Below are 14,091 nucleotides of genomic sequence, written 5' to 3' on the forward strand. Positions count from 1 at the left end.
CCGCGAACGGAACACCGTTCGCGGGCCCTTCTACACTGAGAGCATGTCCGCCAACGCACCCGCAGACCCCATCGCCCGGCAGCTGTCAGCCGCCTATTCGCCCATTCGGCTTGAAAGCGGCCTGTTTCTGCGCCGGGCACGCACTACTGACGCCGCGAAGATCAATGCGCTCACCCTGCCTCTGGTCGATGAACGCGTCCTGGTGGCAAAGGACATGGTCAGCTACTTCGAAGCGCTGCAGCAGTTCCGGGTGATTGTCGACATTGCCGAAGACGGCACGGAAACCCTCGCAGGCTGTGCTGCCCTGCACGTGTTCTGGGACGAAATCGCAGAGGTTCGCACGGTTGCAACGAGTCCGGACTACCGCCGCAGGGGAGTGGGCCGCACACTCATCACGACCCTGCTGGAAGAAGCCCGCATCATGGGCATCAAAAAGGTCTTCTGCCTGACATTCGAAACCGAGTTCTTCACCAGCCTCGGCTTTGAGCAGATTTCGGGCATCCCCGTGTCTCCGACCGTGTTTCAGGAGCTCCTGCACTCAACTGACGAAGGAACCGCCGAGTTCCTCGATCTGGCCCGCGTCAAACCCAACACCCTGGGCAATAAGCGCATGATCATTGATCTGACGGAGACTGCGCCTGCGGAAGCGTAAGAACGCTGCCGCGCTCTCCTGACTGCTCTGCCGTCTGACGGCACAGCAGCCCATCGGCCTCAAGGTCATCTACGAGGCGCGCAATCCTTTCACCGTCAGCCAGCCGACGGACCTTCGCTATGCCGTCCTGCACTTTCTCCGGCAGCAGGGCGGCCGCATCCACATCGAAATCCACGGTGTCCGCAACAAGCAGATCCGCTCGCACCGGTGTGCCGTGAGAGGTGCGCAGCAGACCCATGATTGCCCCGCGCAGCTGACGGTCCGTGCCATGCCAAGCCTGCGTTTTCGGTTTGCGTTCGGGGCTTGCGGGTTTGCCCGCAGCAACCCACGCGCACTGAGCCAGCAGCGGACACTCGTCACACCGCGGATTGCGGGAAGTGCACACCAAAGCGCCGAGCTCCATGGTCCCCGCGTTCCAGCGGACCGAACGCTGCGGTGATTCCGGCAGCAGTTCGCGGGCCCACGCTGTTTCGGTTTTTGTCGCGTTGCCGGGGTGTTCGTGGCCGTCGACTGCGCGGGCAAGAACCCTGCGGATGTTGACGTCCAGAATCGCTGTGCGCGCACCGAAGGCGAATCCCGCAACGGCAGCCGCCGTGTACGCCCCGATCCCGGGCAGGCCCAGCAGCACCTCCTCTTCGTGCGGCACCCGGCTGCCGTAATCGGCGACGATTGCCTGAGCGCACTCCTGCAGCCGCAGAGCACGCCGGGGGTAGCCGAGCGTGCCCCAGGCGACCAGCACATCCGCGGTCGAGGCGGATGCCAGATCCGCTGGGGTGGGCCACTTCCGCATCCACTCGGTCCAACGAGGTGCCACTCGGGACATGGGGGTCTGCTGGGACATCACCTCGGACACCAGAACACCCCAGGCGGAGGTGCCCGGCTTCCGCCAGGGCAGGGGGCGTTCGTGCTGGGCGAACCAGTCGATGACAGCGGTGTGCAGAGCCTCGAGATCGGCCGGTCGGCGGTGTGTCCCACGGACGGAATCGGTGTGGCGACGTACGCTCAAAGGGATGACTCCTTCCAATGCTCCGAGGCCGGCAGCGCCTGTGCGCCGCCATCCTCCCGAAGTGTACCGACGCCGCCGAATGACGGTGCTGGGCTTGGCTGTGCTCATCCTCGCCCTGTTCATCGTCGGAATCGTTCTGCTCGTGCAGGCTCTGTCAGGTTCAGGCGAGCAGACCGCCAAACCTGCCGACCAGCAGGAAGCGGCTGCTGGGAAGGCCGAAGAGGAACAGCAGGAGCAGGCTCCCGGGCCCGAAGGCGATGAGGCCAGCGGCACGTGTCCTGTCGACCAGGTGACTCTCGCTGCGGGAATGGACAAAAAGGAGTACAAGCCCGGCGATAAAGCCACCATGACTCTCAACGTCAAGAACGAACACTCGGCCGCCTGCCAGATTGAGGTCGGTTCTGCTTCGCAGCAGTTCATCATCCAGCAGGATGACAAGACAGTGTGGGATTCAGCGTGGTGCTCCTCTGAAGGGCAGGACGAACAGCGTGTGTTCGCGCCGGGAACCGCGAAGAACACCACTCTGTCCTGGTCGCTGGTGCCCACAGACAAGAACTGCAACAAAACCGCCGACAGCTTTGAACCCGGCGAATACCAGTTGGTTGTGAAACTGGGTGAAGTCACAAGCCCACCGCACCCCTTCACCGTCATTGACGAGCCCGAAAAGGACAGCGACGAAGACGGCAAAGACGATAAAGCCGACAAAAAGGACGGCAAAGCCAGCAAGAAAGACAACAAGGCCGACAGCAAAGACAGCTGATTCTGCTGTTGCCGCTGACGCTGTCAGCTGATCTGGAAGACACGTGACCGAAAGGCACGTGTCTTTCTGCTTCTGTGCTCGCGTCTGGCTAGGATGGTGACATGGCACACATCATTCCTCTGGACAATGGCGTCCCGAAAGCTGACGACGCCGCATTTCTCGCTCCCACGGCCACCCTTTCCGGTGACGTGATCATGGCTGAAGACTCCAGCGCCTTCTACGGGGTTTCAGTCCGCGGTGATACCGCGACGATTTCGGTAGGAGAGCGCACCAACCTGCAGGACAATGTGGTTCTGCACGCTGACGAAGACTATCCCTGCACTGTGGGCAATGACGTCACGGTCGGCCACAGCGCGGTGGTTCACGGCTGCACAATCGGTGATCGCACGCTCATCGGCATGTCCGCCACCATCATGAACGGGGCAGAGATCGGCAAGGACTGCCTGGTGGCCGCCGGTGCGCTGGTTCTGGAAGGCACCAAGGTTCCCGATGGGTCGCTTATTGCGGGTGCTCCCGCCAAGGTTCGCCGTGAACTGACCCAGGAAGAGCTCGACTTCCTGCCGCAATCAGCCGCGCACTACGTGCAGACTGCCCGCCGTCACGCGAAGGCGATCGACTGACAACACCGACACTGTGACGCCGGCAGGCAGTGTTCACTCCTGCCGGCAGCATGCACAAAAGGCTCAGCGCAGCCGCGCTCAGCTGTAGGCGATGTCGACAGCATCGCGAAGCGAGGTGCATTCTGCGACGCGCATGCCCTGCGGCACAGTGATGTCAGTGAGTGATCCCTTTGCGACGATGGCGCGGCTGAAGCCCAGGCGGGACGCTTCGATCAGTCTTTGCTGAATTCCGGGAACCCGCCGAATTTCACCGGACAAGCTGATTTCACCCACCGCGACCAGCCTGTCTTTGGGCGGCTGGCCCGCGTATGCGCCTGCCAGGGCCAAACAGACCCCGAGGTCGACTGCGGGCTCTGACAGTTTGATGCCGCCGACGGTCGACACATAGACGTCGTGGCGGCCGCTGATGCTCTGTTCCAAACTGCGGCCGACAACAGCGATGTTCATAGCCACGCGGGAAGAATCGAGTCCGTTGACCACCCGGCGGGGCGAGCCGCCGCCCTCCTGTGGGTCGACGAGAGCCTGGATTTCCACGATCATGGCGCGTTTGCCCTCAAGCGCAACCGTCAGGCACGTGCCGGGCGAGTTCGATGATCCGACGAACATCTGGGCCGGATCGACAACACTGCTGATGCCGGTTTCGTCCATGTCGAACAGGCCGACCTCGTCAGTGGTTCCGTAGCGGTTCTTCAGGGCGCGCAGAATTCGCATGCGCGAATGCCTGTCGCCTTCGAAGCTGCACACGACATCCACCAGGTGCTCCAAGAGCCGCGGCCCGGCAACATTGCCGTCCTTGGTTATATGGCCAACAAGGATGGTGGGCAGTCCGCGCACTTTGGCTTCGCGGATCAGGGACGCCGCGACTTCCCGAACCTGGGTGACGCCGCCGGGAACACCGGACACTTCTGATGAACCAACCGTCTGCACGGAATCGACGATCAGCAGGTCAGGGGAAACCGCTTCGATTTGGCCCAGCACCGTGGCCAGATCGGTTTCTGCTGCCAGCAGGAGGTGCTCCTGCACCGCACCGATTCGCTCAGCGCGACCGCGCACCTGCCCCTGCGATTCTTCGCCCGTGACGTAGAGGACCCGCTGCCCGGCCGCCGCGGCCTTGCCGGCAACATCGAGCAGCAGAGTGGACTTGCCGACGCCGGGTTCTCCGGCCAGCAGAACAACCCCGCCGGGAACAAAGCCGCCGCCGAGCACACGATCGAGCTCATCTACCTGCGTGGAGCGCGCACGGGCCGAGGCGGGGTCGATTTCAGTCATGGGCTTAGCAGCTGTCAGCGCTGTGGGCTTAGCCGCTTTCGTCTTGGCAGAGGCTCCCAGCTGGACAGCTTCTTCCAAAGTTCCCCATTCCCCGCACTTGGGGCAGCGGCCCAGCCATTTGGGGCTCCGGTAGCCGCAGTCCGTGCATTCGTAAGTCATATGCACAGCGTGCCATGAGGCACTGACACAGAGGGAATCAGACCGGCCTGACCTCCACCTCGACAGCGGCCGGAAGCCGGGTTGTTGTGCCGGGATGCGTCGCTTTGCAAAGACCCTGCGAAATCCGTGTGTGTAGTGTGGATATCTGACCAGTCACCAGTTGACAGCAGAGGAGAACGAAGGATGACCGCCGACAACTCGGCCAATCCGACACCGGACGACTCCACGGCTTCGGATCGCTCAGCGGATTCCACACGGCCAGATCAGTCCGACGGCCCAGCCGGATCAGTCCGATCTCATGATCGAGTTGCGCTGGAGGACCGGCTCAGCGAATCTCAGAACGCAGCGCTGGTCGACCCGCTTGACCCGGAAGCGGGCGAAATCCGTCCCATTGACAACGAGGCCGCCGACCTGCGAATCTTGGGTCAGCTTCGCGCACAGGGCGTGAAAATCGGCCGCGGCTTCATCACCCCGCGCGTCTTCTGGCCCTCGCTCATCATCACAGCAATCATCACGATCGCCGCGATCGCCCTGCCCGATGTCACCGGCACTGTTCTGACCACCGCGCAGGAGTGGATCGTCAGTGCGCTCGGCTGGTGGTACATGCTCGTGGTGGCCATCTTCATCGTCTTCGCCCTGTACTTCGGGCTGAGCAAGTACGGCGGAATCAGACTGGGACGAGACAACGAAGAACCCGAGTTCGGCTTGATCCCCTGGTTCTCCATGCTCTTCGCAGCGGGCATGGGTGTGGGCTTGGTGTTCTACGGTGTGGCTGAACCGCTGATCTACGCGACATCAGACCCTAAGCCCGGCTGGGAAGGCGGGCCCGAACAGCTGGCCAAACACGGCATGGCCCAAACCTTCATCCACTGGGGCCTGCACCCGTGGTCGATCTACGCCATCATCGGCCTGGCCCTGGCCTACGGCATTCACCGCCGCGGACGCCCCGTGTCGATCCGCTGGGCACTCGAACCGATCCTGGGCAAGCGCGTCCACGGCTGGCTGGGCGATGCCGTTGACGTCGTCGCGGTCATGGGAACCATCTTCGGCGTCGCCACGTCGCTGGGACTGGGCGTCCAGCAGATTGCTGCTGGTGTGCAGTCGATGGGGCTGATCAGCGAGGTGAGCGAAACGCTGCTGGTCGTGCTCATCGTGGTCATCACCCTCCTTGCTACGACATCCGTGGTCAGCGGCCTGGGCAAGGGCATTAAGTGGCTCTCGACCGGAAACCTGACCCTGGCCGGAGTCCTGCTGATTTCGATCATCATTCTGGGTCCGACCGTGTTCATCTTCCGCAACCTGGTGGAATCACTCGGCTTCTACCTGGCCGATTTCTTCAACATGACGATGGACACCGCCACCTACACCGGCGATGACGGGCAGACCTGGGCTTCCTCCTGGACCCTGTTCTACTGGGGCTGGTGGATTTCGTGGGCACCCTTCGTCGGTGTGTTCATTTCCCGCATTTCTCGCGGCCGCACAATTCGCGAATTCATCATGGGCGTCATCTTCGTGCCCACAGCGGTCGGCTTCCTGTGGTTCTCGGTGATGGGTTCGACCGGCATTTTGCGCCAGCTGACGGTCGGCGACCTGTGGGATAAGGCCTCCGGCGAAGGCGTTGTGGCCGAAAGCGCGCTCTTCCAGGTGCTGAACACGCTTCCGCTGGGAAGTGTGCTGTCGGTCATCGCGATCATTCTGGTGACGATCTTCTTCATCACCTCCTCAGACTCCGGTTCGCTGGTGGTGTGCATGCTGTGTTCGGGCGGCCACCCCAACCCGAAGCTGTGGACGCGTGTCCTGTGGGCGTTCCTTGAAGGTGCGATCGCCATCGCCCTGCTGCTGTCCGGCGGTCTCGAATCGATTCAGGCGGGTGCGCTCGCCACCGCTCTGCCGTTCAGCATCATTCTGCTGCTGATGTGCTTTGCCACCCTGCGTTCGCTCAAGCTCGACCAGAAGCTGGTCGAGCGTCAGCGTCTGCTTGGCCGCGCGCAAGCACTCACCGAGCACGTGCGTGAGGCTGTTGTCGACGACCTTTCCGAAGGCGGACTGGTGCCGGACGAAGACTGGTCTGACCGTATGCGCCGCGAATGGGAAGAGAGCCTGGACAACCGGATTGACTACCGGATCGAGCGTACGGCACCTGCTCTGCTGCCCATGCGCAAAAAGAATCCGCCGCAGTCCGAGGACTGACGACAGGAGCGGAAGTCATGAGAAAAGGCACGAGGGTCAGCTCCACCTCGTGCCTTTTCCTCATCCGGGTCTTCTCTGAAGACCCCTGTTCTTTTGAGCTCAGCTGAGTACAGTTGGAACATGAGCCTGCTCGTTGATGACCTCATTGTTCTGCTCAGCAAACCTGAAGGCCCCGTGGCCGTTGGCAAAGATGTCGATGCGATGCTCGCCGGGGCGGTGTTCTCTGATCTCCTCGTGGCTGGTGCTGTGGCCGTGCCGGAACCGGACCAGAAGAAACCGCGGGTGGAAATCATAGACGGCGCGGCACCCGCGGATCCGTTTCTTACGGCTGCGCTTGCCCGACTGACGGAAGCGCAGGACAAAAGCACAAAGCCGCTGACCACGCAGAAGGCAATTGAAGCACTCACCAAGGACCTGCACGGTTCGCTCATGGAGCGGCTGCAGAGGCAGGGGACTGTGCGTTCAAAGCAGAAGAAGTTCCTGTTCATTCCGGCCGGCACCGCGTGGCGGTTGGCTGATGGGGTTACGGGTGATGAGCTGCGGCAGTCAATTACACGTCAGCTGGACACCGGGCCCATTGCCACTGCACCGAAAGTCGATGAACACACGGGCGCGCTTCTGGGGCTGCTGGCTGCAGGAAAGAAAGTGGACCACGCGATAGACGGCTCTGCCCCGAACCGCAAGGAGCTCATCAAGCAGGCGCGGGAAGCCGCAGAAAAGTCAGCCGCCGACAGTGCGGTGCGCAAGGCCATCAAGAAGGCCGCAGACGAAGCCGCCATTGTGGCAGCCAGTGCCGCCATTGCAGCCTCGACCACCGTGGTCACCAGCTCCTGACTCCCGCTGTCACTGCTCCTTGGTGCGGGCGTGCGTGATGAGGGTGCGTTCGGCAAGGCTTTCACCGGCGCCGTCCTGCAGGTGGACAACCACGTCGAGGCCCAGTTCGTTGAGCTCTTCTACATCTTCGATGTACATGGCCACCGATGCGATTGTGGTGTCCTCAGTGTCAACGTGAGAAGCGTGGATTTCCTTCACGGCGTCGACATTGGCGTGCTGTGCGGGCATGGCGAGCATGATCATGTCGATCTGGTGGGCGGCTTTGACGCGCGCCCAGAAATCAATGTCGGTAGCGTCACCTTCCACCACGTTGCAGCCCTTCCCCTGAAGTTCGCGCACGCGCACGGGGTCGTGCTCGACGCCCAGAACCTGTTCATCGCCGAGAATCCCCGTCAGCTCCGCGTAGCAGGCCTGACCCACGCGCCCCATACCCAGGATGAGCGCCCGTGCCTGGCCCAGTTCGATGGGCCGGTCTTCAGGGTGGATGAGGTGGGGCGGACGCGTCGGCAGGCGCTGAGCCAGGTGCGTTGCAGGGGAAACCGACTGCGGGTTGAGCACAGCGGACACGATGAAGCTCAGAGAAACCGCCAAGACGAGTGAGAGCATCCAACGGGTGTCCAGCCAGCCGCTGTCGACTCCCATAGCGGCGATGATGAGCGAGAACTCCGAATAGTTCGCCAGAAGAAGCGCTGCCAGCACGGCTGTGCGGTTGCGCAGGCCCAAGTACCACAGGATTGCCCAGAACAGGATTGCCTGTACGGGGATGAGCAGCAGAAGCAGGAATGCATCGACCAGGTTCTGCATGGTGGGCAGGCCCATGAAGCCCACATTGACGAAGAACGCCACCAGCATGAGCTCCTTGAACGTGAACAGAGCGTGTGACAGCTGTTCGGCACCGGGGGAGCGGGCCAGGACGAGGCCCATGATGAGAGCTCCCAAGCTGCCTGACAGGCCGAAGAACTCAAACAGCGCGTAGCCGGGAATGAGGGCCATTGCGATGCCGAAGAGCGCGCCCAGTTCGCCGTGGCCGAGCTTGTACCAGCGGCGGGTGGCGACCATGAGAAGCGGAATGATCACCACCAGGCTCAGCGACCACGCGCTGGGTGCTTCGCCGCGCAGAATGCTGATGAATATGACGGCGGCGATGTCCTGCATGATGAGGATGCCCACACAGATATTGCCGTAGAGGGACTGTTCGTCACCGCGGTCCTGCAGGATTTTGATGACCACGATCGTCGATGAGAAGGCCAGGACCACGCCGATGCGCACTGCGACCTGAAGGTCTGTGGGACCGAAAGCGCCGAGAATGTTCAGGGCTGTGATGAAAGCGGCGCTTATCGCGGTCATGATCACAATGTGAGCGCCGGCGGTGAACCACACCGCTTTGTCTGTGAGTGCCTTCAGGTCTAAGCGCAGGCCGATGGCGAAAAGCATGAGCGTGACGCCGATGTCAGCAAGAACCTCCATCGCCTGCATCTGCTCCACCCCCTGCGCATTGAGGATGAACCCGGCCGCGAGGAAGCCGATGAGCGGAGGAAGCCGGACAGCCCAGGCGGCGAGGCCGCACAGAAACACCGTGGCTACATAGACGATAAGCAGATCCATGATTCACAGTTAACTACTTTTTGTCCCGGCATGTGCTCGGTCGGTGTCGTGTTGTGTTCCGTTTCAGAGTCAACAGCGACCCAATAGGCCAGCCGTGAGCGCAGTTTCAAGGGCGTGAAAATCTAGGCGGCTGCTGTCATGTTTATGTAACCTGACTGTGACGCCAGGTACATTTTGTCCCGGTAATTTTGTCCAGTCATTCATCAACCCTGACGGAGGAGAACATGGCTCAGCCGCCCTACGACCCATACGGCAGCAATCCGGAAAACGCAGAAGGCAACGCTGCTTTCGGGCAGGACAGCGGTTCGCCGTACGAACAGCCGCAGGAACCGGCCGCCCCGCCGGCACCGGAAGCTGCTCCAGCGAGCCAGCCGACTGATGCTGGACAGACGGCAGCCCACGACCCGTACAGCCAGCCGGCGGCGGAGAGCCAGGCTCAGCAGTCCCCCTACAGCCAGCAGGCTGCTCCCAGCCAGCCCGGCGCCGGATACCCGGGGCAGGACCAGCAGGCTGCCCCCAGCCAGCCCGGCCAGCCCGGCACTCACCAGGCCGGATACGGTCAGCCCGGCCCAGGTGCCGGCGCACCTGGTGCTCCCTACGGCTATGACCCGGTCTCGGGTCTGCCCTACAGCGAAAAGTCCAAGCTGGTCGCCGGTCTGCTCGGCATCCTCTTGGGCGGTTTCGGTGTCGGCCGTTTCTACACCGGCCACATCGGCCTGGGTGTTGCGCAGCTGATCGTCACGTTCGTCACCTTCGGTCTCGGTTCGCTGTGGGGCCTGATCGACGGCATCATCATGCTGGCGGGCAACGCCAAGGACTCCAACGGCCTGCCGCTTCGCCCCAACTGATGCGCAGCTGATCGTCACGCTCGGCCAGCAGCTGGGCGCATAAAGGTGTGAGCCGCGAACACAGTGTTCGCGGCTCACACTTTTTGCGTCTGCGGGGCTGTTTTAGGCGCCGACCGATGTGCCCAAGAACGCGCCCACGAGGTAGGTGTGCTGACCGGGACGGTGATCCAGTCAAAGAAGTCATCCGAACGTTCAGCGAACCCTTACAGAGTCGAGCCCAGGGCATGACGAGATGCGGTCTATTGTCTCCACGTCAGCGGCTACGACGGTGAACGGCGCATCCCAATGCGAATCGAGCATCCAGAATCTGTCATCGGCCCACATCAAGTTAGGCCACTCGATCCAACCATCAGCTGTACACAGCGACTCCATCAGCTCAAGACCCGTACCAGTGAACTGGCACATGAGGAACCGTTCACCGCCGACAGCCACAAGTCGTTGATCAGATGCGATGATCCGACCTTCCGCGTTGCGATGCATACCGGTGTGCGGTGAGGACGGAGTAACAAGAACATCCGCGCTGAAGCCAAGGTGCACAGATGTCCGAACGGGGCACAGAATCTGCAGCAGGATCTTCGCTTGAGCATGATCCAGTTCTCCAGTGGCAGGTGAGAATCGATTCCGTCCCGCTGAGAGTTCGATTGCGTCCGCACCCAGGGATTTGTCAGCCTCCTGCCATTCGAGCGGGTGGCCGTTCTCGTCCTCAAAAGGGTGGAGAATCGCCGCAGCTGACATGTTGCCGAAATCTGGTATTCGTGTGGTCAGGCTCAGTCCGAGCACATCGACCTGCAAAGGCTCTCGGCTCGTCAACCATGCCGCATCGTCATAGGTCATCTGAAGATCTCCGATCGGCAGTCACCCGCTGCGCAGAAGCCGTCGGCTACGGCAGAACGCCGCAGTGGGCCAGCGCCAGTTTCACGATGGCGTGCTGGCCGTGGGCCATGTCTTCGGCCACAGTGTCGGCCAGTGCCTGGGCGGGCGTGTACCAGTCGACTGACAGCGCGTCTTGGCTGGGCTGGCATTCGCCGGTGACGGGAACCGTGTAGCACAGCGCAATCGCGTGCTGCCGCGGATCGTAATAGCGGGACTCACCCTCGGTCGGGAAGTACTCCGCCACGTGGAACGGGGTGAGGGACTCTGGAAGGCGGGGGAGTGCCAGCGGGCCCAGATCGCTTTCGAGGTGCCGCTGAAGGGCCGCTCGCAGGGGCTCGTGATACTTGACGCGCCCACCCACGAGTTCGCGTCCCAGCCGGCCTTCCGACTGGCGCATGAGCAGGCCGATGCGTTCGACTTCGCCGGCCTGGCCCAGCAGCAGCGGCACGGCGTGCACGTAGGTGATCGGCAGGCGACGGCGAAGGTAGGCCAGTTCGTCTGCGGAGAACCAGTTGTCGTCGTAGTCCAGAGCTGTGCGCGTCATGGGGCCATCGTAGCGGCAGAAACCGCTCCGATGGGGTGGTTCAGTCGAGTGCGTCAAGTCCCAGGTCGAGGTTGACAACAGAGTGGGTGAGAGCGCCGACTGAAATGACGTCGACGCCGGTGGCCGCGATGTCGGCAATCGTGTTCAGGTTGACGCCGCCGCTGGCTTCCACAACGGCGCGGCCGGCCACCTGCTCAACTCCCTTCCGCAGCTGATCGGGAGTGAAGTTGTCGAGCATGATGGTGCCGATCCCAGCTGCAACCACCGGTTCGATCTGTTCGTAGCGGTCGACTTCCACCTCGACGTGCACGGTGTGGCCCAGTTCGGCAATGCCAGCGCGCAGTGCCTCCGTGAGCGCGTCTCCTTCGCCCAGCAGCGACAGGTGGTTGTCTTTCAGCATTACGGCGTCAGACAGTCCGCGGCGATGATTGTGCCCACCACCGCAGCGCACGGCGTAGCGCTCCAGGAACCGCAAGCCCGGGGTGGTCTTGCGGGTGTCCGCAACCCGAACAGAGCCCTGCTTGCTTGAGCTGCGCGCAAAGCCGCGCTGCGCCTCGTCAGTGAACTTCTTGGTGACAGCGGCAATTGCGCACATGCGCTGCAGCAGGTTCAGGCCCAGGCGCTCGCCCAACAGGACCGCGCGTGCCGGCCCTGACATTCGGATCAGGTGGTCGCCGGCGGTGAACTCCTGCCCGTCGGCAACGAGCACCCCGACCTCGACCTCTGCGGTCCTGCTTTCTTCGGCAGCGGCCGCCATGACTTCGGCGAAGACTCCGCCATCGGCCATCACTCCGGGTTCGCGGGCGGACACAACACCCGTGAAGCGAGCAGATTCGGGAATGAAAGTCTGCGCCGTGATGTCGCCGGCCGGTGCGTCTTCGGCAAAGGAGCGCACAATGAGGTTTCGCAGTTCGAGGCGGCTGATGGCGGGAGTGCTTGTCATTTCGGCATCCTTTCGACGCTGGCTGGTTCCTGGGCCGCGGGAGGCTGTTTCGCTGAACACACGCAGACTACGGGATCCGCACCGCGCATGGGTTCCGGCGCGTCCGAGAAGTGAGGCCTAGGTCAAAGTGTGTGGCCGGTTGCACAGTGCGTTGTCGGTCACGCTAGACTTATCTTGATATCAAGATACTTTCGGGGTGCGCACCCCCGCGCACCTTCGCGACCATGGTCGACCCAGAGGAGAACCCATGATCAATCACGAAGTACGCACGTACAAGAGCTCGGAAAAGCTGGCACACGAAGACCAGCTCGCCTACAAGATGGCCGAAGTCGCCGTCGACCCGGTTCCGGTCGACGCTGACGTTCAGGACATGGTCATCAACCGCGTCATCGACAACGCCGCCGTTGCCGCCGCATCGGTTCACCGTAAGGCCCCCACCTCGGCACGCGAACAGGCTATGCCGCACAAGCTGGCCCCCGGTGCCAACATCTTCGGTCTGGCCACCGACTACCGCGTGTCCCCCGAATGGGCAGCATGGGCAAACGGTGTTGCAGTCCGCGAACTCGACTTCCACGACACCTTCCTCGCGAAGGACTACTCGCACCCCGGTGACAACATCCCGGCCGTCCTCGCAGTCGCCCAGCACAAGGGCATCGGCGGCAAGGACCTCATCAACGGCATCGCCACCGCATACGAAATGCAGGTCGACCTGGTCAAGGGCATCTGCCTGCACGAACACAAGATCGACCACGTGGCACACCTCGGTGTCGCTTCGGCAGCCGGCATCGGCGCCATGCTCCACCTGGACAAGGAAGTCATCTTCCAGGCTATCGGCCAGGCTCTCCACGTGACCACGGCAACCCGCCAGTCGCGCAAGGGCGAAATCTCGTCTTGGAAGGCGCACGCACCCGCATTCGCCGCCAAGATGGCAATCGAATCGGTTGACCGCGCAATGCGCGGCGAAGGCGCTCCGAACCCCATCTACGAAGGCGAAGACGGCTTCATCGCATGGATTCTGTCCGGTCCGGAAGCCCGCTACACCGTCCCGCTGCCGGGCAAGGGCGAAAGCAAGCGCGCCATCATGGACACCTACACCAAGGAACACTCCGCCGAATACCAGGCGCAGGCGCTCATCGACCTCGCCCGCAAGATGGGCAAGCAGATCGATGACTTCTCGAAGATCAAGAAGATCACGATCCACACCTCGCACCACACCCACTACGTGATCGGAACGGGCGCAAACGACCCGCAGAAGATGGACCCGAAGGCTTCGCGCGAAACCCTCGACCACTCGATCATGTACATCTTCGCCGTCGCCATGGAAGATCAGGGCTGGCACCACAACGACTCCTACGCACCGGAGCGTGCTGGACGCCCCGAAACGGTCGAACTGTGGCACAAGATCGAAACCCGCGAAGACCCCGAGTGGACCCGCCGCTACCACTCGACCGACCCGGACGAAATGGCATTCGGCGGACGCGTGGAAATCGAATTCGAAGACGGCTCGACCCTCGTCGACGAACTCGCTGTCGCAGACGCTCACCCCAACGGTGCACGTCCGTTCGAGCGCGCTGACTACATCAAGAAGTTCCACACGCTTGCCGACGGCATCGTGTCGGACTCCGAACAGAAGCGCTTCATCGACCTGGCTGAGAACCTCGCCGAGCTCGACGGCAAAGCAATCGGCGAACTGTCGTTCGTCGTCGACGGCCTGGACAAGACCACCACATCGGGCATCTTCTGATCACTGACCCCAGTCACTGATCGCAGATGACAGGCGCCTGCCGC

At 62.4% G+C, this 14,091-nt stretch carries 13 protein-coding genes; 7 read left to right on the plus strand and 6 right to left on the minus strand.

Annotated features, from left to right (window positions below):
- Nucleotides 1-43 precede the first annotated feature (43 nt).
- On the plus strand, nt 44-652 hold the full coding sequence (locus tag HMPREF3092_RS06950) for an amino-acid N-acetyltransferase (protein WP_083274310.1): 609 nt from the start codon (nt 44-46) through the stop codon (nt 650-652).
- Here HMPREF3092_RS06950 and HMPREF3092_RS06955 read toward each other — a convergent pair.
- Nucleotides 615-1,658, minus strand: coding sequence for an HhH-GPD family protein (locus tag HMPREF3092_RS06955; RefSeq protein ID WP_070424342.1), 1,044 nt, complete (start codon nt 1,656-1,658; stop codon nt 615-617). The two genes, HMPREF3092_RS06950 and HMPREF3092_RS06955, sit on opposite strands and share 38 nt — an antisense overlap.
- A gap of 61 nt (nt 1,659-1,719) precedes the next feature.
- On the opposite strand from HMPREF3092_RS06955, the gene HMPREF3092_RS06960 reads away from it, so the two are divergent.
- Nucleotides 1,720-2,418, plus strand: a complete 699-nt coding sequence (locus HMPREF3092_RS06960; protein WP_141737982.1) for a hypothetical protein — start codon at nt 1,720-1,722, stop codon at nt 2,416-2,418.
- A gap of 101 nt (nt 2,419-2,519) precedes the next feature.
- The gene (locus tag HMPREF3092_RS06965; RefSeq protein ID WP_061940773.1) at nt 2,520-3,038 is read left to right on the plus strand and encodes a gamma carbonic anhydrase family protein; all 519 of its coding nucleotides are present in this window, start codon (nt 2,520-2,522) and stop codon (nt 3,036-3,038) included.
- 78 nt (nt 3,039-3,116) lie between these two features.
- Here the strand turns inward: HMPREF3092_RS06965 and radA are convergent, their stop codons facing one another.
- Nucleotides 3,117-4,466: a DNA repair protein RadA gene (gene radA, locus HMPREF3092_RS06970; RefSeq protein ID WP_070424344.1), complete on the minus strand. Its 1,350-nt coding sequence runs from the start codon at nt 4,464-4,466 to the stop codon at nt 3,117-3,119.
- 183 nt (nt 4,467-4,649) lie between these two features.
- Here radA and HMPREF3092_RS06975 point away from each other — a divergent pair, with 183 nt between their 5' ends.
- Together HMPREF3092_RS06975 and HMPREF3092_RS06980 are read left to right on the plus strand one after the other, a co-directional pair.
- Nucleotides 4,650-6,656: a BCCT family transporter gene (locus tag HMPREF3092_RS06975; protein ID WP_070424345.1), complete on the plus strand. Its 2,007-nt coding sequence runs from the start codon at nt 4,650-4,652 to the stop codon at nt 6,654-6,656.
- Nucleotides 6,657-6,776: 120 nt separating this feature from the next.
- Nucleotides 6,777-7,490, plus strand: a complete 714-nt coding sequence (locus HMPREF3092_RS06980) for a GOLPH3/VPS74 family protein (protein WP_070424346.1) — start codon at nt 6,777-6,779, stop codon at nt 7,488-7,490.
- 9 nt (nt 7,491-7,499) lie between these two features.
- Here HMPREF3092_RS06980 and HMPREF3092_RS06985 read toward each other — a convergent pair whose 3' ends face one another.
- A complete protein-coding gene (locus tag HMPREF3092_RS06985; RefSeq protein ID WP_070424347.1) occupies nt 7,500-9,095 on the minus strand; it encodes a cation:proton antiporter family protein in 1,596 nt (531 codons plus the stop codon).
- 224 nt (nt 9,096-9,319) lie between these two features.
- Here HMPREF3092_RS06985 and HMPREF3092_RS11510 point away from each other — a divergent pair, with 224 nt between their 5' ends.
- Nucleotides 9,320-9,943: an NINE protein gene (locus HMPREF3092_RS11510; protein WP_083274305.1), complete on the plus strand. Its 624-nt coding sequence runs from the start codon at nt 9,320-9,322 to the stop codon at nt 9,941-9,943.
- 192 nt (nt 9,944-10,135) lie between these two features.
- On the opposite strand, the gene HMPREF3092_RS06995 is transcribed toward HMPREF3092_RS11510, so the two are convergent.
- From HMPREF3092_RS06995 to nadC, 3 genes are read right to left on the minus strand one after another with little or no spacing between them, the layout of a single operon-like run.
- Nucleotides 10,136-10,777, minus strand: coding sequence for a hypothetical protein (locus HMPREF3092_RS06995; protein ID WP_070424348.1), 642 nt, complete (start codon nt 10,775-10,777; stop codon nt 10,136-10,138).
- A gap of 46 nt (nt 10,778-10,823) precedes the next feature.
- On the minus strand, nt 10,824-11,360 hold the full coding sequence (locus HMPREF3092_RS07000) for a DUF4916 domain-containing protein (protein ID WP_019174565.1): 537 nt from the start codon (nt 11,358-11,360) through the stop codon (nt 10,824-10,826).
- Nucleotides 11,361-11,400: 40 nt separating this feature from the next.
- Nucleotides 11,401-12,303, minus strand: a complete 903-nt coding sequence (nadC, locus tag HMPREF3092_RS07005; protein ID WP_070424349.1) for a carboxylating nicotinate-nucleotide diphosphorylase — start codon at nt 12,301-12,303, stop codon at nt 11,401-11,403.
- A gap of 247 nt (nt 12,304-12,550) precedes the next feature.
- On the opposite strand from nadC, the gene HMPREF3092_RS07010 reads away from it, so the two are divergent.
- Nucleotides 12,551-14,047, plus strand: a complete 1,497-nt coding sequence (locus HMPREF3092_RS07010) for an MmgE/PrpD family protein (RefSeq protein ID WP_070424350.1) — start codon at nt 12,551-12,553, stop codon at nt 14,045-14,047.
- Nucleotides 14,048-14,091 lie beyond the last annotated feature (44 nt).

The sequence above is a fragment of the Brevibacterium sp. HMSC24B04 genome, from assembly GCF_001806835.1.
In the GTDB taxonomy this organism is placed as follows: Bacteria; Actinomycetota; Actinomycetes; order Actinomycetales; family Brevibacteriaceae; genus Brevibacterium; species Brevibacterium ravenspurgense.